This is a genomic window from Chroococcidiopsis sp. CCALA 051 (assembly GCF_003015105.1).
GTDB lineage: Bacteria > Cyanobacteriota > Cyanobacteriia > Cyanobacteriales > Chroococcidiopsidaceae > Chroococcidiopsis > Chroococcidiopsis thermalis.
In genome coordinates this window covers 1-21,036 of record NZ_PYCI01000048.1, presented here as the reverse complement: position 1 = coordinate 21,036, position 21,036 = coordinate 1, and the positions used below count along the sequence as shown (strand labels likewise).

Annotated in this window: 21 protein-coding genes; 15 read left to right on the top strand and 6 right to left on the bottom strand. The window is 45.4% G+C overall.

Annotated features, from left to right (window positions below; translation table 11 throughout):
* Positions 1–194: 194 nt before the first annotated feature.
* Together C7Y66_RS32940 and C7Y66_RS13695 are read left to right on the top strand one after the other, a co-directional pair.
* Positions 195–323, top strand: a complete 129-nt coding sequence (locus tag C7Y66_RS32940; RefSeq protein ID WP_255409980.1) for a hypothetical protein — start codon at positions 195–197, stop codon at positions 321–323.
* A gap of 95 nt (positions 324–418) precedes the next feature.
* Positions 419–1,450 (top strand): hypothetical protein, encoded by a 1,032-nt coding sequence (locus C7Y66_RS13695; RefSeq protein WP_199197420.1) that lies wholly within the window; start codon positions 419–421, stop codon positions 1,448–1,450.
* A 35-nt stretch (positions 1,451–1,485) separates the two neighbouring features.
* Here the strand turns inward: C7Y66_RS13695 and C7Y66_RS13690 are convergent, their stop codons facing one another.
* Positions 1,486–2,325 (bottom strand): carbohydrate ABC transporter permease, encoded by an 840-nt coding sequence (locus C7Y66_RS13690; protein WP_233222674.1) that lies wholly within the window; start codon positions 2,323–2,325, stop codon positions 1,486–1,488.
* A 196-nt stretch (positions 2,326–2,521) separates the two neighbouring features.
* Here C7Y66_RS13690 and C7Y66_RS13685 point away from each other — a divergent pair, with 196 nt between their 5' ends.
* The 9 genes from C7Y66_RS13685 (at position 2,522) to C7Y66_RS13645 (ending at position 11,870) form a co-directional block, all read left to right on the top strand.
* Positions 2,522–3,217 (top strand): aldehyde oxygenase (deformylating), encoded by a 696-nt coding sequence (locus tag C7Y66_RS13685; RefSeq protein ID WP_106545999.1) that lies wholly within the window; start codon positions 2,522–2,524, stop codon positions 3,215–3,217.
* Between the two features lie 216 nt (positions 3,218–3,433).
* Positions 3,434–4,471: a long-chain acyl-[acyl-carrier-protein] reductase gene (locus C7Y66_RS13680; protein WP_106545998.1), complete on the top strand. Its 1,038-nt coding sequence runs from the start codon at positions 3,434–3,436 to the stop codon at positions 4,469–4,471.
* A gap of 157 nt (positions 4,472–4,628) precedes the next feature.
* Positions 4,629–5,609 (top strand): acetyl-CoA carboxylase carboxyltransferase subunit alpha, encoded by a 981-nt coding sequence (locus tag C7Y66_RS13675; protein WP_015153624.1) that lies wholly within the window; start codon positions 4,629–4,631, stop codon positions 5,607–5,609.
* Between the two features lie 394 nt (positions 5,610–6,003).
* A complete protein-coding gene (locus C7Y66_RS13670; RefSeq protein ID WP_106545997.1) occupies positions 6,004–6,729 on the top strand; it encodes an SDR family oxidoreductase in 726 nt (241 codons plus the stop codon).
* Between the two features lie 206 nt (positions 6,730–6,935).
* Positions 6,936–7,661 carry a GTP cyclohydrolase I FolE gene (gene folE / locus C7Y66_RS13665; RefSeq protein WP_039715992.1) on the top strand — a complete coding sequence of 242 codons (726 nt, stop codon included), beginning with the start codon at positions 6,936–6,938 and terminating at the stop codon, positions 7,659–7,661.
* A 414-nt stretch (positions 7,662–8,075) separates the two neighbouring features.
* Positions 8,076–9,575: a UDP-N-acetylmuramate--L-alanine ligase gene (murC, locus tag C7Y66_RS13660; protein ID WP_106545996.1), complete on the top strand. Its 1,500-nt coding sequence runs from the start codon at positions 8,076–8,078 to the stop codon at positions 9,573–9,575.
* Between the two features lie 119 nt (positions 9,576–9,694).
* Complete coding sequence (murB, locus tag C7Y66_RS13655; protein ID WP_106545995.1) at positions 9,695–10,651, top strand: UDP-N-acetylmuramate dehydrogenase; 957 nt, start codon at positions 9,695–9,697, stop codon at positions 10,649–10,651.
* A gap of 282 nt (positions 10,652–10,933) precedes the next feature.
* A complete protein-coding gene (locus tag C7Y66_RS13650; RefSeq protein WP_015153618.1) occupies positions 10,934–11,284 on the top strand; it encodes a YbaB/EbfC family nucleoid-associated protein in 351 nt (116 codons plus the stop codon).
* Between the two features lie 64 nt (positions 11,285–11,348).
* A complete protein-coding gene (locus tag C7Y66_RS13645; RefSeq protein WP_106545994.1) occupies positions 11,349–11,870 on the top strand; it encodes a low molecular weight protein-tyrosine-phosphatase in 522 nt (173 codons plus the stop codon).
* Between the two features lie 75 nt (positions 11,871–11,945).
* Here C7Y66_RS13645 and C7Y66_RS13640 read toward each other — a convergent pair whose 3' ends face one another.
* The gene (locus tag C7Y66_RS13640; RefSeq protein WP_015153616.1) at positions 11,946–12,602 is read right to left on the bottom strand and encodes a response regulator transcription factor; all 657 of its coding nucleotides are present in this window, start codon (positions 12,600–12,602) and stop codon (positions 11,946–11,948) included.
* Positions 12,603–13,099: 497 nt separating this feature from the next.
* On the opposite strand from C7Y66_RS13640, the gene smpB reads away from it, so the two are divergent.
* From smpB to C7Y66_RS33260, 3 genes are all read left to right on the top strand, one after another.
* On the top strand, positions 13,100–13,564 hold the full coding sequence (smpB, locus tag C7Y66_RS13635) for an SsrA-binding protein SmpB (RefSeq protein WP_039715995.1): 465 nt from the start codon (positions 13,100–13,102) through the stop codon (positions 13,562–13,564).
* Between the two features lie 177 nt (positions 13,565–13,741).
* Positions 13,742–14,032: a WGxxGxxG family protein gene (locus tag C7Y66_RS13630; protein WP_106545993.1), complete on the top strand. Its 291-nt coding sequence runs from the start codon at positions 13,742–13,744 to the stop codon at positions 14,030–14,032.
* A 194-nt stretch (positions 14,033–14,226) separates the two neighbouring features.
* Positions 14,227–14,436, top strand: coding sequence for a hypothetical protein (locus C7Y66_RS33260; protein WP_106170570.1), 210 nt, complete (start codon positions 14,227–14,229; stop codon positions 14,434–14,436).
* A gap of 13 nt (positions 14,437–14,449) precedes the next feature.
* Here the strand turns inward: C7Y66_RS33260 and C7Y66_RS13620 are convergent, their stop codons facing one another.
* On the bottom strand, positions 14,450–14,794 hold the full coding sequence (locus C7Y66_RS13620; protein ID WP_106545992.1) for a hypothetical protein: 345 nt from the start codon (positions 14,792–14,794) through the stop codon (positions 14,450–14,452).
* 138 nt (positions 14,795–14,932) lie between these two features.
* Here C7Y66_RS13620 and ychF point away from each other — a divergent pair, with 138 nt between their 5' ends.
* Positions 14,933–16,024 (top strand): redox-regulated ATPase YchF, encoded by a 1,092-nt coding sequence (gene ychF, locus C7Y66_RS13615; protein ID WP_106218216.1) that lies wholly within the window; start codon positions 14,933–14,935, stop codon positions 16,022–16,024.
* 70 nt (positions 16,025–16,094) lie between these two features.
* On the opposite strand, the gene C7Y66_RS13610 is transcribed toward ychF, so the two are convergent.
* The 3 genes from C7Y66_RS13610 to C7Y66_RS13600 all read right to left on the bottom strand — a co-directional run bounded on the left by C7Y66_RS13610 (position 16,095) and on the right by C7Y66_RS13600 (position 20,933).
* Positions 16,095–16,349, bottom strand: a complete 255-nt coding sequence (locus C7Y66_RS13610) for a hypothetical protein (RefSeq protein WP_106168846.1) — start codon at positions 16,347–16,349, stop codon at positions 16,095–16,097.
* 555 nt (positions 16,350–16,904) lie between these two features.
* On the bottom strand, positions 16,905–19,109 hold the full coding sequence (locus tag C7Y66_RS13605; protein ID WP_106545991.1) for an alkaline phosphatase family protein: 2,205 nt from the start codon (positions 19,107–19,109) through the stop codon (positions 16,905–16,907).
* A gap of 126 nt (positions 19,110–19,235) precedes the next feature.
* The gene (locus C7Y66_RS13600) at positions 19,236–20,933 is read right to left on the bottom strand and encodes a M14 family metallopeptidase (protein WP_106545990.1); all 1,698 of its coding nucleotides are present in this window, start codon (positions 20,931–20,933) and stop codon (positions 19,236–19,238) included.
* Positions 20,934–21,036 lie beyond the last annotated feature (103 nt).

Below are 21,036 nucleotides of genomic sequence, written 5' to 3'. Positions count from 1 at the left end.
ATGCTGTCTGGCATCTAAGTAAAAAATTCATTTAATAGTTTTTATTTATACTTAATAAACACAATCCTACTGTATACTTAAATTTAATAAAGTAATGAATATTGTCAAATTTTATGATTAAAAAACAACAAGTAGCAATCGCTACCATATTAATAATGTTATCGATTATACCCGCTTACAAAGCAAAAAGTAGAATGGGGGTTAATATTTTGCCAGGTTCCCATACCCCGAATTTGGTAGAAAAGTTGACGAGAGGCAAGTTCAAAGCTGAATGGGTCGATCGAAACTGGTTTCGTCGTCCCGATTTGCCTTTCAACAGTTAGCGCGACGCAGATGAAAGGAAAGGGGAATACGAGCTATTCATGCTCGGCTGGTCGTGCAATAATAAACGGTCTGTGACCAGATCGTTCGCCTTCTCATGCTGCAATCCTCCGATTCTACTGACGACTTAGCTGCTGTCTTAGCAGAGTCAATCGATCTAAATTTTGAACTGCCCGATCCTGAAGACGAAGAAATTTCGGAACATGATTTTCAGCAGCAGCTAGACAATGCTTGGCTAGTTTGCGATCGCTTCGATCTACAGACAGAAATCTGGCGGGGCAGAATTTTAAGGGCGGTGCGCGATCGCGAGAAAAAACAAGGAGATGCCCGTGGGAGTGGTTTTCTCAACTGGCTGAAGGCGCGGGAAATTAGTAAAAGTCAAGCATACTCCTTAATCGAGTTAGCTAACAGCGCCGATACGCTAGTAGAACAAGGGCATTTAGACCCCAATGCCGTAAGATGCTTTAGTAAACGAGCGTTTATCGAAACTGCAAAAGCGGAACCAGAAATTCAACAATTAGTCACCGATGCAGCGAAACGAGGCGATCGCATTACCCGTCGTGAAGTGCGTCAGCTATCAGATGAGTGGATGGCGATGTCGTCCGAACTCCTCCCCGAACCCGTTAAAGTGAAAGCTTCAGAAAACGCGCTTCCGCCCCGCTATCTTGCGCCTCTGGTGAAAGAAATGGAAAAATTACCAGAGTCTCACCAAAAAGAGTTACAGCGGGAAATTGCAGCAAATCCTGACGTAGACACAATTAAAGAAGTGACAACGGAAGCAAAGTACCTGTCCAAATATATTAATGCTGCTACGACCGTCCAAGCCCTAAACAATGACGATGTAGACTTAGAACGGGCGATTCAGGAAGCAATTCGAGTCGGCTGTATTAACGTCGCGGCTGACTTGGTAAATCAGGCATCGCAGTTAGAACAAACCATAGCTAAACTTTACGGTACTTGGAAGCGGATTGGTAGTTTAGCCGATCGCCTGTATGTAGATACGGGGGCGAGTACTCCCCACTTGCGATCGCTTTTGAGTTGTCTCGAACCCCTCGGTGGCGAAGTGATGGAAGTTAGTTTAGGGGGAGATAACGAACGCACGATTCGCTTGCAAATCACCGAGGAGTAATTTTTTGTAGAGATGTTACATGTAACATCTCTACATCAATTTTTGATTCCCGTCGTTGCGATTCCTTGAATAAATTGTTTCTGTCCGATGAGAAATATTAATATGACTGGCAAGGTGGCGATCGCCACTGCTGCCATCATTAAAGACCAGTTATTAGTAAATTGTTCTTGAAACTCAGCTAGTGCTAATTGAACCGTCCGCAATTCTGGGCGCGTTGTGAAGACAAGCGGTTTAAATAAATCGTTCCACTCACCGATAAATGTAAACAAAAATAATGTTACCAAAGCCGGACGAGATAAAGGCAACATTACCCGCCATAAGATTTGCAGGCGGTTCGCCCCATCGATCGCTGCTGCTTCTTCTAACTCTATGGGAATAGTTTGAAAATACTGCCTGAGTAAGAAAATTCCAAAACCATTTACAGCTGTAGGTAGAATTAAAGCTCCATAGGTATTAATTAAATGTCCCCATTTGAGGACGAGAAAGATAGGAATAACTAATAACTGAAATGGAATGACCAAAGTTGCCAAAACAACCAGCAGTAATGCTTGTCGTCCTCGGAATTTCAATCTTGCTAAGGCATAACCCGCTAAAGCTGAAGTCACGATTTGAATTCCAGTCACGGCTAAAGCTACCAGCGTGGAATTAGCAAATGCTAGCAAGAAATTTGCTCGCTGCCATGCTTGTTGGTAGTTAACCAAAGTCCATCCCGATCGCGTTAACAAATCGGGTGTTGAGCCAGACGGTGCAAAGGATGTGAGGAAGACAACTCCCAATGGGAGCAAGACAATTACCGCTCCCAGTATCAGCACTATAAAACTAAGGGATGGTATAGAGAAATTCTTATGTTTGGCATTCACATCTTTCTGAAGCATGAATTGTTCGCTTTCCTCTATGCTTTTATACCTAGAGGTGATATTCTCCCAAATGGACTCTATTTTGCTGCAATAGATAACAGATCCCCTTGGGATTTGTTAGGTTTAATTTTAATTATTGTTGACGCTGATGCATAGAGCTAAAGAGTCAACCGCAATCGACAAAGCTGATTTACGCCAATAGGAGTGAACGACTATGCAGCAAGTTGCTGCCACCTCCGAAATCGATTTCCACAGCGAAACCTATAAGGACGCATACAGTCGCATTAACGCGATCGTGATCGAAGGAGAACAAGAAGCCTACGAAAACTATATTCGTTTGGCTGAAATGCTACCGGACTTCAAGGATGAGCTGATTCGCCTATCCAAAATGGAGAACCGCCACAAAAAAGGGTTTGAAGCCTGCGGGCGCAATCTCCAAGTTACACCGGATATGCAATTTGCTCGCGAGTTCTTTTCTGGGCTGCATCAAAACTTTCAACAAGCAGCAGCAGCAGGACAAGTCGTGACGTGCTTGTTAATCCAATCGCTGATTATTGAGTGTTTTGCGATCGCGGCTTACAACATCTACATTCCCTGTGCCGATGACTTCGCCCGTAAAATTACCGAGGGCGTGGTCAAAGACGAGTATACTCACCTCAATTTCGGCGAAGTTTGGCTGAAAGACAACTTCGAACAGTCCAAAGCCGAACTAGAAGCAGCCAATCGCCAAAATCTCCCGATTGTCTGGCAAATGCTGAATAAAGTCGAGGATGATGCTCGGGTTTTAGGCATGGAAAAAGATGCTTTGGTGGAAGACTTCATGATCCAATACGGTGAAACCCTTGCCAATATTGGCTTCTCCACCCGTGACATCATGCGTCTATCCGCCTACGGACTACAAGCTGCTTGAAACAGTGACCAGTGACCAGTGACCAGTGACCAGCGAACAGCGATCAGTGACCGTAACAAAGAAATCTGGGTAGCTGATAACTAATAACTGGTAACTGGTAACTGATAACTGGTAACTGGTAACTGACTTTATGTAGTATTTTTAAGATTAAAGATACAAAAATTCTCATCCACCCGCTCTGCTTTGTCAGAGCTACCAGTTTGACATCCGTAATACATGTTTGGTCTAATCGGTCACTTAAACAGTCTGGAACACGCACAATCGGTAGCACAAGAATTAGGCTACCCCGAATATGCCGATCAAGGACTTGATTTCTGGTGCAGCGCACCACCACAGATAGTCGATGATATCAAAGTTACTAGCGTCACTGGACAGCAAATCGAGGGCAAGTATGTCGAATCTTGCTTTCTGCCAGAAATGCTTGCTACGCGACGGATTAAAGCTGCAACGCGAAAAATCATCAACGCAATGGCGCACGCTCAAAAGCATGGGATTGACATTACAGCTTTGGGCGGCTTTTCTTCGATTATTTTTGAAAACTTTAACTTGCAGCAGATCAAACAAGTCCGTAACGTACAACTGAAATTCGAGCAGTTCACGACGGGGAACACTCATACTGCGTACATTATCTGTCAGCAGGTGGAGCAAGCAGCAAAGCAGTTGGGTATTGACCTCAATCGAGCTACTGTTGCCGTTTGCGGTGCTAGCGGTGACATCGGTAGTGCAGTTTGTCGCTGGTTAAATGCTCGTACCGACGTAGCAGATTTATTACTAATTGCCCGCAATCAAGAGCGCCTACAAGCATTACAGGCAGAGTTAGGACGAGGTAAAATCTTAGATTTGGAAACTGCCCTACCGCAAGCAGATATCGTCGTCTGGGTGGCAAGTATGCCCAAGGGAATTGAAATCGATGCCCAGATGTTAAAACAACCCTGTTTGATGATTGATGGTGGTTATCCTAAAAATCTGGCAACAAAAATTCAACATCCAGGGGTTTATATTCTCAACGGTGGCATTGTCGAACACTCTTTGGATATCGACTGGAAAATTATGAAGATTGTTAACTTCATGGATGTACCAGCTCGTCAGTTGTTTGCCTGCTTTGCTGAATCAATGCTACTGGAATTTGAAAAGGTCTACACTAACTTTTCTTGGGGACGCAACCAAATTACTGTGGCAAAGATGGATCAAATTGGTCAAATGTCTCGCAAACACGGCTTTCGCCCTCTACTGTTTGAGAATTCACCAGTTTAAGGGATTGAAGAGTAAGTCAAAAGTTAAAAGTCAAAAGTTAAAACTGAGGAGTCAGAAAACAGAAGTCAGAAGTCAAAACTAACTGGTCACCGATAACTGATAACTGACAACTGACTTACCACTCCCCACCCCTCGCTACTCACTACTCACTTCCGAGATGGCAACAACCGAACGCAAAACTCTACTGTTAGATTTTGAAAAGCCACTAGTTGATTTGGAGTCGCGCATCGACCAAATTCGAGAGCTAGCAACAGAAAATGGCGTTGACGTGTCGGAAGAGATTCGCCGACTAGAAGCCCGCGCCCGCCAATTGCGCCAGGAGATTTTTAATAGTTTATCGCCGTCGCAAAAATTACAATTAGCAAGGCATCCCCGTCGTCCCAGCACCTTGGATTACATTCAAGCTATTAGCGACGAATGGATGGAGTTACACGGCGATCGCCGTGGAAGCGATGATTCTGCTATAGTTGGTGGCGTTGCGCGCCTTGCAGGGCGACCAGTCGTCATCTTAGGCAATCAGAAAGGACGCGATACGAAAGATAATATTGCCCGTAATTTTGGGATGGCTTCCCCTGGTGGCTATCGCAAAGCTATGCGGTTGATGGAACACGCCAACCGCTTTGGAATGCCAATTTTAACTTTTATTGATACTCCAGGGGCTTTACCCACAGTCGCAGCTGAAGAACAAGGAATTGGGGAAGCGATCGCCTATAATTTACGCGAAATGTTTAGCCTCGACGTACCGATTATTTGTACCGCAATTGGTGAAGCTTTTTCTGGTGGTGCTTTGGGTATTGGTGTCGGCGAACGCCTGCTCATGTTTGAACACGCAGTTTATACTGTCATCACCCCCGAGGCTTGTGCTGCAATTGTTTGGCGAGATGCAAGTAAAGCCGCTCAAGCTGCTATGGCATTAAAAATGACAGCAATCGATTTACAAAATTTAGGTATTGTTGACCAAATCTTACCAGAGCCAATCGGCGGCGCTCACTCCGACCCTCTCAAAGCCGCGATCGCTCTCAAGCAAGCTTTGCTACAACATTTAGAAGAATTAACTCAACTTACTAGCCAACAGCGCCGTCAACTGCGGTATCAAAAATTCCGTCAGATTGGTGTTTTTACCGAATTTGACTCCTAAGTTTTGTCAGAAGATGAAGACGGAAAAGATGGTGATATAATCAACGAGGGGTGTAAAGATTTTTTACAACCTCTCATTTTTGTCTCATGCTAGGCAAAACAAAGCAAAGTGGACAATAGGTAGCAGCAATGTCTACCGGAACGGCTCGCGATCGCCAAGCGATCGGTAATCTCTATGTTCTATTCAACTCTACTAGAGATTTACATAATAAATCCGCGATTGAATGGCTATAGCCAACATGAATAAAGAATTAATCATCTGCCCGAACGTTCGAGACAACAATTCTTGCAGGTAAAGTATAAGTTGAATCTAGAGGTAATTGCATCTATCAGGGGTAAGAGATTGACATGAGTACAACAGCCATGCAATTTGTGGTGCGATTAAGTTGGAGTTTATGACATTGACAACGGGAAAACGCGCCCTAATTACGGGTGCTAGTAGTGGGATTGGTAAAGCAACAGCCCTCGCCTTTGCAAAGACGGGAGTAAACTTAGCTCTAGTTGGTCGTTCGCTAGACAAGTTAGAGGCAGTTGCAAGTGCAGCAAGGCAGACAGGCGTAGAAGCAAAAACTTACGCCCTGGATCTTGCCCAAGTTCATGTCGTGCCAGAGAAGATGGCTGCGATCGCTGCCGATTGTGGAGCTATAGATATTTTGGTCAATAGTGCGGGTATGGGCTACACGGGGGCTTTGAGTGCTACGCCTCTACCTGACTGGCAAAAAGTGATAGATTTAAACCTAACTAGCGTGTTTGGGTGCATCTTGGCAGTTTTACCCACAATGCACCAGCGCGGCTCCGGTACAATTATTAACGTTGCTTCCATCGCCGGACAATCTCCCTTCCCCAACTGGGGAGCTTATTCCGTCAGCAAAGCTGGTTTGATTGCCCTATCCAAGACCCTAGCAGCAGAGGAAAGCGCTCGCGGTATTCGCGTCACCACCATCTGTCCTGGTGCTGTGAATACAGAACTTTGGGACAGCGAAACAGTTCAGCATAACTTTGACCGTAATGCCATGCTGACACCAGAAATTGTCGCTCAGTCAATCGTACATACAGCCTTGTTACCAACACCAGCCGCGATCGCCGAATTAACTCTCATGCCCGGTGGTGGCGCTCTATAAGTCATTTGTCATTTGTAAGTGAATGCTATCGAAGCGTCTACGATATCCACAAGCAATTAGAAATATAGGCTTGTAGTTTTAGATTCTCCAAGTTGGACAGTCTACCCGTTGTCACTGGTTAACTTTCCACTTACTGCTAACTCATGGCTAATGACCAATGACTAATGACCAATAACCATTGTTAAACTTTATCTGAGACATACACCATGACTATTGCTGCTTCTAACGGTTCTAATGGTTCTACCAATCGCTTTCAATCATCGCCTTTGAATTCCGATCTGGTGGAGGCGATTCAATCCCGACCAGACCGCAACACCCACAACGGTCAAAAACCAAACTTACAGACTCCTACTGAAGCAGAAGCCCACGAGTCGATGATGGAGGCTGTACGCGCCCTCTTGATCGGTGTAGGCGAAGATCCAGAGCGAGAAGGGTTGTTGAAAACTCCTAAGCGTGTTGCAGAAGCCATGCGGTTTCTCACTAGTGGCTACAGTCAATCTTTAGAAGAACTCGTCAACGGAGCCATTTTCGATGAAGGACACAACGAAATGGTACTCGTGCGCGATATCAACTTCTTCAGCTTGTGCGAGCATCATATGCTGCCCTTTATGGGTAAAGCTCACCTCGCCTATATTCCCAATCAAAAAGTTGTGGGTCTGAGCAAGCTAGCTCGAATTGTCGAGATGTACTCCCGCCGTTTGCAAGTACAAGAACGACTGACGCGCCAAATTGCTGAAGCAGTACAGGAAATTTTAGAACCTCAAGGCGTAGCAGTGGTCATGGAAGCAACTCATATGTGTATGGTGATGCGTGGGGTGCAAAAACCTGGCTCTTGGACTGTTACGAGTGCCATGCTTGGAGTATTCCAGGACGAGCAAAAAACCCGCGAAGAGTTTTTCAACTTGATTCGCCATCAACCAGCTTTCTTTTAAGCAATCGGGGAGTCGATAGGAGCGCACGGCTGTGCGCCCGTACTAGTGAATCAGAAGTCGTAAAGAGTGTATTCTTTTCGTCACCACCTGGTCTGATAATTTGCGATCGCGCTTTAGTCAGTTTTAATCAGTACTTAGTTATACTGCACCCAATGACATTCAGCATTTGGGTGCTTTTTTTCAGAAAAAAAACTAAAATCTCTGCCAAATAAAATACTTTCTCAAAATAAAAATTAAACTCTATTAGCTAAGTACGTAAATTCCTGTAAATAAACATCGCCTGGGGAGGACAGAGCGAATTGATGTCAGATATAAAAAACTTAAACAGTCGAGCCATCCGTAAAATTTATTTCCTGATATGATATCGCGTGACATTTGTATACTGGACTTTGGGGTGAGGTGTGAGGAGTAAAAATGACTAATTATGTCGATTTAAGCGGTAAACCATTCCATTTCGTCGGTATTGGTGGTATTGGGATGTCTGCTCTTGCTTATATCTTAGCTAAGCGTCGTTTACCTGTTTCTGGCTCCGATATCCGAGAGAGTCATATCACCGAGAAATTAGCAGCTTTAGGAGCGCATATTTTTAGTCGCCAAGATGCATCCAATCTGGAGTTTTTTCGCTCTCAGACCGATGCCAGCCCCCAAGCCTTAGCGGTGAGCGGTAATAGTGCGCCTGTACTTGTAAAGCCAACGAGACGCTCAGCAAGTCAAGCGATCGCTAACAGCAAAATTGCCGACTTACCACAAGTCATCTGTTCGACGGCAATTCATGCAGGTAATTTAGAGTATCAAGCAGCGCTAGATTTAGGTTGTCCGATCTTTCATCGTTCCGATTTGTTGGCAGCACTGATTCAAGAGCGTTATAGCATTGCCGTAGCGGGGACTCACGGTAAAACAACCACCAGCAGCGCGATCGGGTATATGCTACTCAAAGCTGGTCTCGACCCTACCATCATCGTTGGTGGAGAGGTAAAAGCATGGGAGGGTAACGCGAGGCTCGGTAACAGTCAGTATTTAGTAGCAGAAGCAGATGAATCGGATGGTTCTTTAGTCAAATTGGCTTGTCAAATTGGCGTAGTTACTAACATCGAACTCGACCATCCCGACCACTACAAGTCTCTAGAGCAGGTAGTCAAGACTTTTCAAACTTTTGCGCAACAGTGCCAGCATGTCGTAGGTTGTATAGATTGCCAAACAGTCCGCGATCGCCTGCAACCGACAATTAGCTACAGCCTCAATCCAGAGATGGCAGCAGACTACACGGTATCCAATGTAGTTTACGGTGCTGATGGCACGATCGCCACGGTATGGGAGCGAGGCAAAGAGTTAGGGCAGTTGCGTTTGCCATTGCTAGGACAACACAATCTCAGTAATGCCTTAGCCACGATCGCTGTCGGTCGGCTGTTGGGAGTAGAATTTGCGGCGATCGCCGATAGTCTAACCACCTTTGAAGGCGCTAGGCGTAGATTTGAACTGCGTGGTGTTGTTAATGACATCCAATTCATCGACGACTACGCGCACCACCCCAGCGAACTCCAGGCAACCCTGGCGGCTGCGAAGTTGCAAGCTAAACCCCAAACTAGAGTCGTGGCGATCTTTCAGCCTCACCGCTACAGCCGTACTCTGACTTTTTTGTCAGACTTTGCTAAATCTTTTAGTCATGCCGATGCCGTCGTTCTCACGGATATCTATAGCGCAGGCGAGTCCAATTCAGGGCAGATTGACGGCGAAAGACTAGCAGCACTGGTTGCAAACCATCATCCTCAAGTCACGTATTTACCTACACTTGCTGCTGTCGAGGAGTTTTTGGGAGATAATTTGCGTTCTGGAGACACAGCTTTATTTTTAGGTGCAGGGAACTTGAATCAAATTATTCCCAATGCAATTGAAAGAATCAAGGCTAAAGGCTGACAGTTATTAGTTATCAGTTATCGGTGAAAGCGTGACTAGTGGCTGGTGACTAGAAAAGAATCCAGCTCTCAATCGCCACTAGCTACGCACCACAAACCACACACCACGCATCACTCACTATGAACTCCTCCCAACACCCCAATCCAATTCCGATTCCAGAAACTGCTGGCGATCGCCAGATAATATACTTGCCTGGAACAAAATGCGCGATTAAATCTCAAGTCCCACTAGCTAGTCTCACATCCTTTCGGGTTGGAGGACCAGCCCAATGGTATGTAGCACCTCAAAATCTAGCAGAATTGCAAGCTAGTTTGGAGTGGTCGCGCTCAGAAGGATTAGCCGTGACACTAATTGGAGCAGGTTCTAATTTATTAGTTAGCGATCGCGGTCTGCCTGGTTTGGTCATTGGCACTCGTCATTTGCGCTACAGCCGCTTCGATCTGGGAACCGGTCAATTGACCGTGGCGGCTGGAGAACCTTTACCTCGCGTAGCTTGGCAAGTGGCAGAATTAGGCTGGCAAGGGCTGGAGTGGGCTGTTGGAATTCCTGGTAGTGTCGGCGGTGCTGTGGTGATGAATGCAGGAGCGCACAAAAGCTGCATTGCCGATATTTTAGTCAGCGCTCAAGTTTTGTCTCCCTCTGGGCAGCTAGAAACCCTTACTCCAGACCAACTAAGTTACAGCTATCGCACCTCAATTTTGCAAGGCAGCCAGCGTCTGGTCACTCAAGCGATCTTCCAGCTGCAACCAGGCGCAGATCCACAACAAGTGCTAGCAACCACCACCGAACACCTAGAGCAAAGGCGGCGTACTCAACCCTATCATCTACCTAGCTGTGGTAGCGTGTTCCGTAACCCCCTACCCTACACCGCTGGCTGGTTGATCGAACAGTCAGGCTTGAAGGGCTATCAAATTGGTGCAGCTCAAGTCGCACAGCGCCATGCTAACTTTATTCTCAACTGTGGTGGTGCAAAAGCTCACGATATATGGCAGCTAATTCGTTACGTCCAGCATCATGTAGAAGAACGTTGGTCACTACTGCTAGAGCCAGAAGTGAAAACAATTGGAGAATTTTAATATTAGTGACCAGCTGTCAGTTATAGCGATTCTCGTTATGATGCGATACATTCGTAGGGGCGCACAGCTGTGCGCCCCTACAGATCTTGTATTTCATCGAATTGAAAAAGGCTATATCAGTGATCGATACTTAGTAGAGACGTTACATGTAACGTCTCTACTAAGTGCCGCTCCCGACTCCCTAATTACAAATTACGTATCACAACTTCACCTTTGCCCTTTATCGATTCTCGGCGCATCTATAATTTAATGGAACTTCGATTAAATCGACTCGACTAGCATATGACACAAGGACAAGGAAAAGGATTTGGCTTCGGTCTGGGCAAAATGAAGGAACTCGCAGATGCCTTCAAAAAAGCGCAGCAGGTACAAGAAGGCGCGAAAAAGCTCCAAGAAGAATTGGAGATGATGGAAATTCAGGGGGAAGCTGGTGGAGGTATGGTCAAAGTGTCTCTCAGTGGAAACCAAGAACCTCGACGGGTAGAAGTGGCTCCAGAAGCACTGCAAGAAGGCGCAGATGTCCTTTCCGATTTAGTGCTGGCAGCGATGAAAGATGCGTACAACAAATCTACTGCTACCATGCGAGAGCGGATGGAAGAGTTAACTAGTGGTTTGGAATTGCCAGGAATGTAAATTCGTCATTCGTCATTCGTCATTCGTCATTTGTATACAACCAATGGCTGATGGCAAATGACAAATGATAGACAAAAAGCAATTGTCAAAAATTATTTGTATGTATAAGTTACTTTTTGTCTGCCTGGGAAATATCTGCCGTTCTCCAGCGGCAGAAAATATTATGAACCATCTGCTCGATCGCCATCAGTTGAGCGATCGCGTTGTTTGCGATTCTGCTGGTACGGGTGGCTATCATGTTGGCAGTCCGCCAGACCGTCGCATGACATTTGCAGCAGCTAATCGGCTAGGAATTCAGTTATGCGGTAAAGCTCGCCAGTTGCAAAAATCGGATTTGGCGGAATTCGATTTGATTTTGGCAATGGATCGAGAAAATTACTACGATATTCTGGCGCTAGATTTCAGTGGCAAATACCGCGATAAAGTGCATTTAATGTGTGACTTTTGTACCGCGCATACCATAAAAGAAGTGCCTGACCCCTACTACGGTGGTGCAGAGGGTTTTAACCAGGTAATTGACCTCCTACTTGATGCCTGTAACGGACTGCTCGATCGCGTTAAACAGGAAATTGAAGAAAGTGAGTAGTGAGTAGTGGCTGGTGGCTAGAAAAGAATCTAGTCACCAGCCGCCAGACACTAGCCACTCACAAATGACAAATGACTATTCAACCAACCGATGCTTCATGGCATAACCGACGAGTTCGGCTCGGTTGTTGGTTTCTGTTTTGCGCAGGAGATTGCTGACGTATTTTTCTACCGTGCGGGGACTAAGGTGAAGCTGGCTGCCAATTTGAGCGTTGGAAAGACCGTGAGTGAGCATGACTAACACCTCCTGTTCCCGTTGGGTGAGGTGGAAGGGAAAATCAAGTTTTTCGACGATCGCCGTTGCGGTTGTCTGGGGACGCAAACCTTCTTCCTGGGATAGGCGATACTCTGATTGGATCATTTGCGATCGCTCCAACAAATTGCGGATTGCCGCTCCTAGTTCTTGTAACTCAAACGGTTTAGGTAGGTAAAGATCTGCTCCCGACTGATAGCCTTGAATTCGCTCTTCAGTTTTGTTACGTTCTGTTAAAAAAATGACTGGCAGCAGTCGAAATGAAGGGTGTTGTCTGACACTCCGTACCAATTGATAGCCATTCATGCGCGGCATCACAATATCTGTCACCATCAAATGAGGGCGATAAGTCTCGACCATATCCAAGCCTTGTTGCCCATCAGCAGCCGTAATGACTGAGTAACCAGCCATCTCAAGATAATCACTGATAGCCAGACGAGTCCCAGGATCGTCATCAACAACAAGAATAGTCAGAGGCATGAATAATATGGAGTTACTACGCTGAGTAAAGATTTTGCAGTTTCTGGCTCTACTTTGACAGTATTAACCAAGGATTTATTTATCCTACCGAAACTCATCCATGCAAGTAATTCCAACTCTTGATAGAAAATTGTCATCGCGATCGCTACAGTAGGAAATAGGAGGCAGAACTTTTAGGAGTGGATCTGACGGTTCAAGTCCCTCAAATAATTTATGGAGAGAGTTTAAACAAAGCATCCTTATTCGACTCTAATAGTTCATTTGTGAGAATAATTCTGTCTTCCGTGTCTTTACATTAAGAAAATGAGATGTATTCTTAATTTCAATAGTAACGATTTAACATGGCAAGATAGCGAGAAACGTGATAAGTTCGCAATAGCCAGCATACCTTAACTTTTAGCAAGGTAGATGTAAATCTTTTAGCAAATAGCAGACAATTTATTTTCCCCTTACTTTAGTACTTTAGAGCAGCACGAGAATACTGCAAGAAAACTTCAATGAGCGACAACGACGGTTATAAGGTATTGAGTGACAATCGCAAAGCCCGCTTTTTGTACGATATCCTCGAAACCTATGAGGCAGGACTGCAACTCATGGGTACGGAAGTCAAGTCAATCCGTGCAGGTAAAGTCAACCTGCAAGATGGCTACGCTCTAATTCGCAACGGAGAAGCATGGCTAATTAACGTTCATATCTCACCCTATACTAGCAGCAGTCAGTATTTTAATCACGACCCTCGCCGCACTCGTAAACTACTACTGCATCGGCAGGAAATTCGCAAGCTGATCGGTAAGGTAGAACAACAGGGTTTGACATTAGTACCGCTAAAACTGTATCTCAAACGCGGCTTAGTCAAAATTAGCATTGGACTAGCTAAAGGTAAAAAACTCCACGACAAGCGGGAGGATTTAAAGCGTCGTCAAGACCAAAGAGAGATACAAAGGGCAATGAAAAACTACTAATCAGAAGTTAATTTAACTACAAATGAAAAGTTAAATTTGGTTAAGAGAAATATTTTTTTCTATTTCTCTAGCTAGATCTACCAACAAATGAGTTTTCTGGCTTAAGAGCGATTTAGTTGAGATTGCCACTGAATAGATTAGTAGGCAACATAACAATTTAACCAGGAAACTTAGACCATGAAAATTGCCGCTCTTCCTAAAATAATTAGTGCTGGAGTTCTCGCCTTCAGCTTGACAGCACTACCTGTATCCGCACAAACCACTACCACCCCAGACACTGGAACAACAACGACTCAACCTACAGTGGTTGACGATGACGTCGACGATCGCGATGATGATAGCAACTGGGGATGGCTTGGCTTACTCGGTTTAGCTGGTTTGCTCGGTCTAGCCGGAAGAAAGAGAAAAGAACCCACAGCATATCGTGACCCTAATCACACTGTAGGTAGCACGACTTATAGAGAATAGCCTCTCTGATTTCCCAAAAATGGAGATCTAAATAATATCTGAGGGAAAAATGAATAACTAGGCAACTTTTATTACTACTAATGCGATCGAGTTGCCTAGTTTTTTCAGTATCTAGGTGTAAGCATTTCGGGAGATGTCAGCAGTGGCGATCGCTCTTTAGCTTAGATGAGTATTGTATTTACTTTCACCCATCTATGATTTATATTCCCGACCCACAAATTCCCGATCCGACACCAAGTCCCCTACCTCAACCGACTCCAGAACCAACTCCCTCACCAGCACCGGAACCCGTACCGAGTCCAGTACCGCAGCCAATTCCATCGCCAGCACCAGAACCCGTACCCGCACCGATACCTCAACCTGTCCCCGCACCAATTCCACAACCAATTCCCGAACCGGTGTAGCTAGCAGCAAATGCTATTCCTTGACTGAGAAATCTACAGTTTCGCAAAGATTAACTTGGCGCTTGTCTATTTCACCATCATCAGTAATAGCACGGATGTCGTAAAGGCATGAGGTGGAGTTGTCTTCAAAAACTATGTCCGCCGATTCATCTGGAAGTAGAATATCTTTATCCAAAAGATTTGCTCCCCACTTGTCAGCGCCAGAATTAGATATATGTAGTTCCTGAATATCGACGCTGGTTTCATTGTGCAGCGTAAAATCGCGGATATCGGCTCTGGCGGCTGGAGCGATCGCACCAATAACTGGTAAGCACAAGCTAGCAGCAATAAGTAAAATAGAAGTCTGATTCTGCAACACAAACGTTAACCTAGATAGTTTTCTCAGGATAGAATTCACCTGTAGTAAAAACCTCCGTGAATTTTGTGAAATTAAGTTTCATATATCCCTCTGAGATTTTGTTATCCTGACAAAGGAATAAGCGATCGTTACACAGCCATGCTCAGAGCCGGAATTGTCGGACTGCCTAATGTCGGCAAATCTACATTGTTTAATGCTTTAGTTGCCAATGCCAAAGCGGAAGCAGCTAATTTTCCTTTTTGTACAATTGAACCAAATGTGGGCGTGGTTGCCGTACCAGACGAACGATTAAAGGTGCTTGCCGAAATTTCTAACTCCGCGCAAATCGTGCCTACGCGGGTTGAGTTTGTCGATATTGCGGGTTTGGTCGAAGGTGCAAGTCAGGGAGAAGGACTAGGCAATCAATTTCTGTCCCACATCCGCGAAGTTGATGCCATCGTCCATGTCGTGCGTTGTTTTGAGAATGACGATATCATTCACGTCGCTGGTTCTGTCGATCCGGTACGAGATATCGAGGTGATTAATTTAGAACTGGGTTTAGCAGATTTAGCTCAAATCGAACGTAGAAGCGATCGCGCCCGCAAGCTAGCTCGAACCAGCAAAGAAGCTCAGCTAGAATTAACTGTGTTAGATAAATTGACAGAAGCTCTCAATCTAGGTAAACCAGCGCGTCAAGTTAGTCTAACTGATGAAGAAGCTGTTTTAATTAAAGGGTTGGGATTGCTTACAGCTAAACCAGTCATTTATGCCGCAAATGTATCGGAGGACGATCTGTCAACTGGAAACCAATGGGTGGAACAAGTCAGACAATTTGCAGCCTCTGATAAAGCACAGGTGGTTATAGTTTCAGCACAAGTGGAATCGGAATTAGTCGAGATCCCAGAAGAAGAACGAGCCGAATTTCTTGCCACATTAGGGGTAGAAGAAGGCGGGTTAAAATCTTTAATTCGCGCTACCTATGAATTACTCGGTTTGCGTACCTACTTTACTACAGGTCCAAAAGAAACTCGCGCTTGGACAATTACCGCAGGAATGGTAGCACCGCAAGCTGCTGGAGTCATTCACTCTGATTTTGAGCGCGGTTTTATTCGCGCTGAAACGGTAGCTTACGACGACCTAGTAACCAATGGCTCGATGAATGGAGCCAAAGAGAAAGGCTTAGTCCGTAGTGAAGGAAAAGAATACATCGTCAAGGAAGGGGACGTGATGCTGTTCCGGTTTAACGTGTAGTTTTACGAAAGGAGACAGGAGACAGAAGGTAGAATGGCTCCTAACTCCTCTGACAAAATTCTTTTAGGAGTTATGAGTTTTTGACGACACTGGTATCCTTAAGGGTAAATTCTTGAGCGCGGGAGCTATGCACTAAAGTCCAACCTGCTTTTAATAACTTTTGGTAGGTTGCCCAACCCTTAGAACCACCTGGAATAGGATAGTCTGGTACGGCGAATTGGCGAAAAGTAGTATATGGCTTCCAAGGCTCGTCGGGCGAGAGTTGTAAGTGTAAGATTTTTTCTCCCTCTTGGGCTTGAGATAACCAGCACATACGTCTAGACATAAAAACTCCTCATGGATTAAGTAAACGGCAAAAACATTCAGAATTTTAGCGATCTAAACTGTGGTTAACTGTCGTTAAAGTTGCGATCGCACTTAGGTAAATCGATACATCACACTTACTTATGATTTTTAAGTTTTGAGTGAATTTTGCGAATATAAGTAAATTAGCTGCGAGCGATCGAGAAATATGCAATTGGCAAATACGTAACCGATAAATCTGCCATCCACTAGGGAAACGCTATCTTGCATTGGCTTTCCTCTGTTAGGTCGTAATTCAGCTAGTTTTTGTATTCAAATTGACAGAATTCTATCCAAGATTAAATCCCAGAACGATCTACTGCTGAATAATTAGCGAATAAGCATAGCAGCATATTTCGGGAATTTATTTTTATTCTTAAGATATTCTTAATGTTTTGCCAAGTCTGGAGCGAACGGAATTGCTAACGAATGTCATTTTATTGTTTGACTGCGACAAGAGAGATCCCCCCTAGCCCCCCTTCAAAAGGGGGGAAATAAATGCCACTTTTTAACCCAGTTGGGGGATCTGCGTAAGACTTTACGCCCGACCTAGATTGACCGGATCGCCTTCCACAGTGGGCGCGGGTTGCACGCCCAAAATTCGCAGGATCGTAGGAGCAATATCGATATTACGCACTCGCTTAATTGTCCCAGTACCAATATCTGGTCCAGCAGCATAAAAAATTGCGCTCATCTCTGGTAATTCTGGATCGTAGCCATGAGCGCCGTAGAAGTTGGGGACTGATAGCAATGGAGTCTCTGAAGCCGAATCGCCCAAACGTTGTACCACTGGGGTTTGAGTGCCGTCAAAATTGTACCCCAGTCGCATAATTGCAAAAACATCTCCGCTGTCTTGACCGATAAACTCACTTGTATCTAAGCCAAAGTTGCGATCGCTCGGATCGTTGGGTATGGGACGAGCGTAGATCTTATCGAAGATCGCTACAGATTTGCTTCCCGCAGTATAGTTTGGATTAGTATCGGTAAATTTGGCTAAAGCATTAACCAACTGTTGTTGCAGCGTGACATATTCTGCTTTGCTCACAGTGCCATCCGGTTCTCGTCCCTGCAAATTGATGTAAATGTTCACCGCTGGACCCGAGGTAATTGCTCGTACTTTTGTATTATCAAATCCCAAGCTGCTGAGGTAGTTGTTGAGGCTAACTGCGGTGTGGAACGGGGCAAAACCGTGGTCGGAAACTACGATAATATTACTATTCGGTCTACCGCGCTTATTTGTCCCAACCGCCTCAATAATTTGCTGCACGGCTGTATTTGCTGCTCGATAAGCCGATCGCAGATACTTTTGATATCGCTCAATTTTTTCTCGGTCTTGGTTATTGGCAATTGAGTTTGGATCGCGAAAATCAGTCGCTTGACGAGGATCGGTAATTAGAAATTGGTGTCCCGAACCATCGGGTTGTTCGATATATGTGAGTACGAGATCTGCATCGGGATTTTGGGCGATCGCCCGTAAAGCAATCCGTGTTTGGTAATCTACAAAAGTACGGACTTGATCTTGATAAATTGCTTCTAGTTCTAAATCGGGAAAATCATCAAAGCCTGGACTGATTCGTTCGGGGATGCGGAAGTCAGGCTGAGGAACCCAAAATCCAACATTGTTATTTGCATCGTCCACATCCGCCAAAACTGCTTGGTTGCGAGGAATATAGTTAGCAGAATAACGCGCTAACCGCACCTGGGAAAGGTCGGGGGCGAGTTGAGTGACGTAGAAACTCGTACCGACTTTATTTGTACTGCCTTCAAAATAAAATAAGCTAGAAGTGCGATCGCTGGCTTTAAGGTAGGCGGAACCAGTAGCAGGGGGTTGAGACGATCTAGGCTGGATACCTTGACTAGTATCAAAAACAACCAAAGTATCGTAATTTACTGCTTTATCGTTGCTGGTGTCAATCGCAATTGCTTGCAGATTATAGGAACCGCCGCCACCCGTCAAGCTACCCGAACCGCTTGCGGGGATGGTTTCGAGAGTCGTTACTTTGACAGGGCTAAAAGACGATCTGCCTGCGGTTGTGAGTTGCTGAATAATCTCGCTTGGAGCATCGCTAAAATCTGCCGCTGTGAAACTAAAGCCCCTAGCTCCCACGCCACCAAATGCGCCAAATGGTACAGTATAATCAACCGTGCGATCGCTAGCTGGTTGCACGATCGGGCTGTCAGTTAAACCAGGAATTTTGATATCGAGTCCATCAGCACCAGGAAAGGTAGCTGCAACGACTTTCTTACCATTGTTTCGCAGCGCAATCCAAAGAGATTCAGCAGTTTGGGTATGGTCGTCTAGGGGTCCATCAATTCCCACCGAGTAGCCGCCAATTGGAGCCGCAAAACCGCTGATATTTTGTTTGAAAGGACTGACGACGAGGTGAAAGCTATTAGCGTTAATATTGTTACGAGCAGCTGTGGAACCAGTCCCGATCGCAATATGAGCTGGTGCAGTTAGAGATGGAGTAATGGTTTGATTTTGTGTTGCAACAAGTCCTTGACTTTGTAACAGTCCCAATCCCTCACGTTTATCTAATACACCAGTTGCGAAGTAGCGATCGAGCAACGGTGGTGTTGCACCATCTAGGGAAATCAGAACAATCTTGGGATGAGGTTTACTAACAGCTGGAGTTGCAGCAAAAAAGTGCAATATAAAAGTTAATCCGAAAGTCACAATCGCAATCGGGATAAAACGTTTGAGCGAAGCTAGACTGAAACTAAGCGGAACCCTCAACCCCATATTTCTTATCCTCTATGAAAGTCTTAATCCTACGCTGCAAGATAGGAATAATCGGAGCATACCGTCATGACTTTAAGAACAGAATATGGGAGAGTTATCGGTAGTTGGTAATTGGTAGTTGGTTGGTCACTGGTCACTGGTCACTGATAACTGACAGTTGACGACTCCGGCGCGATCGTGACGAGCAGTTAATTTGAATACCGTACCATCGTCAGGCGCGTATACTACCCATTCAACTAAAGCGCGATCGCTTGTCGGATCGGCTTGTCTTCTCAGGGGTGCAGAGGGTTTGTAGGCGCGTCCTTCGAGTTGTCCTACATCTTCTCGCAATTTACCCGTTACCAATTTTGCCCCTTCTGGTAGCTCGATTTCACATAGACAACCCCGTACCAGTTTTTTATCCATTGCTCTTTCGGTAACGTAGGTAGGTAGCCAACCTGTATTTTGAACGGCAAAGCGGATGCGGTAGTTAGAACCGCCTAAGTGACTGATACTCGCCTCATAGATTTCCAACTGAGGTGAGATTAATAAGTGCCATACCAACCACTCGGGAAAACGCGCAAGCTCTTTTTCCAAAAACTGAGGGGGAGGATTTGACCAGGCATACATTGCATCCCAGCCTCCTAGTTCGACTTGACCGAGTTGAGGATGCTCGAAGGGATACCAATCGATATAACCCTTACCACCTAAAACTTCATCGCTCCAACGCAGCATGGTTAAGTCATCTTCAAAGGGGTGTTCCCTGTACCAGTCGATGAATTTATACTCTTTAATTCCGGCTTGACGCTGCGGACTCCAAATTTCTACCGTCCAGGCAAATACCCCTTGATGTTCGTAAGCCCAATCGTCAAATGCACCTGTAATAAAGTCTTTGGGATCGTAGCGAAATTCGTGAAAGACTGAGACAGCAGGGTATTGAGTGATTTCTGTGGCTTTATCGCCGATGCGTTGATAAACGCGCAAATCTTTAGTAGGTAACTCGTCGTCGCTTTGATGGCTGTAGGGGCGCAGGATAACACCACTAAAAGTATGAAAGGCGATCGCCCCTGTAATATTGAGATGACTCGTAATAAAATCAACTAGCGATCGCACTTCTGCTTCTGAGGCAGGATAGGGTCCAGCTCCCATTTGCTCTTGTTCTTGTCGCCATCCACTAGGGAAATTGCGGTTTAAGTCGAGTCCTTCTTTCGGTGGTGGAATGTCAATCTGGATGCCGTTGTAGTTTTCAATTTCTCCCTCTGGGAGGATGCGATAATATTGTCCGCCCGTTTCTGTCGGTTCCCGTGGCATTAATAAACGCGGTTCAGTTGGGCAAACTTTCCAAGCACCATTCGGATCTGGTATTCTCATTTGTAGAATTCGCCCATCTCCGTCCATATCTGTCATCACTAGCCCATCTTCTCGTTCTCCCTGGTGAGGATAAGGACGAGTGCTAGAACGAATAAACTTTGGTTTGTTTGCCAAAGCCAACTCAGCACCATCAGGGTTGACGCGAGGACAGATATAAAATACGCGAGTATCCAAGCAACGGGCGATCTCAGGTTGAGTACCGTAGCCAGTCACCAACGTTTGCAGTAAATACAAGCAAGCACTCGAAGGCGCGAGTTCGGTAGCGTGAATGTTACCATCTACCCACAAAGCAGGCTTATCCGTGTCGTCGCCCGTCGCGAAATTGGTAACTGTTAATAGCCAAATGTCTCTGCCTTCGTAGCTTTTACCAATGCTTTGCAGGCGTAACAATTGCGGAAATTCTCGGGCATATGCGCGGACAATCTCGGTCAAATCTGCATAGCGATAGTACTTATCGAACCGGACTTCTGGCATTTTCAGTTATCAAGTGGCTAGTGGCTAGTGGCTAGTGGCTAGTGGCTAGTGGCTAGTGGCTGGTGACTAGAATAACCTCCTTGTCTCCCTTGTCTTCCTTGTC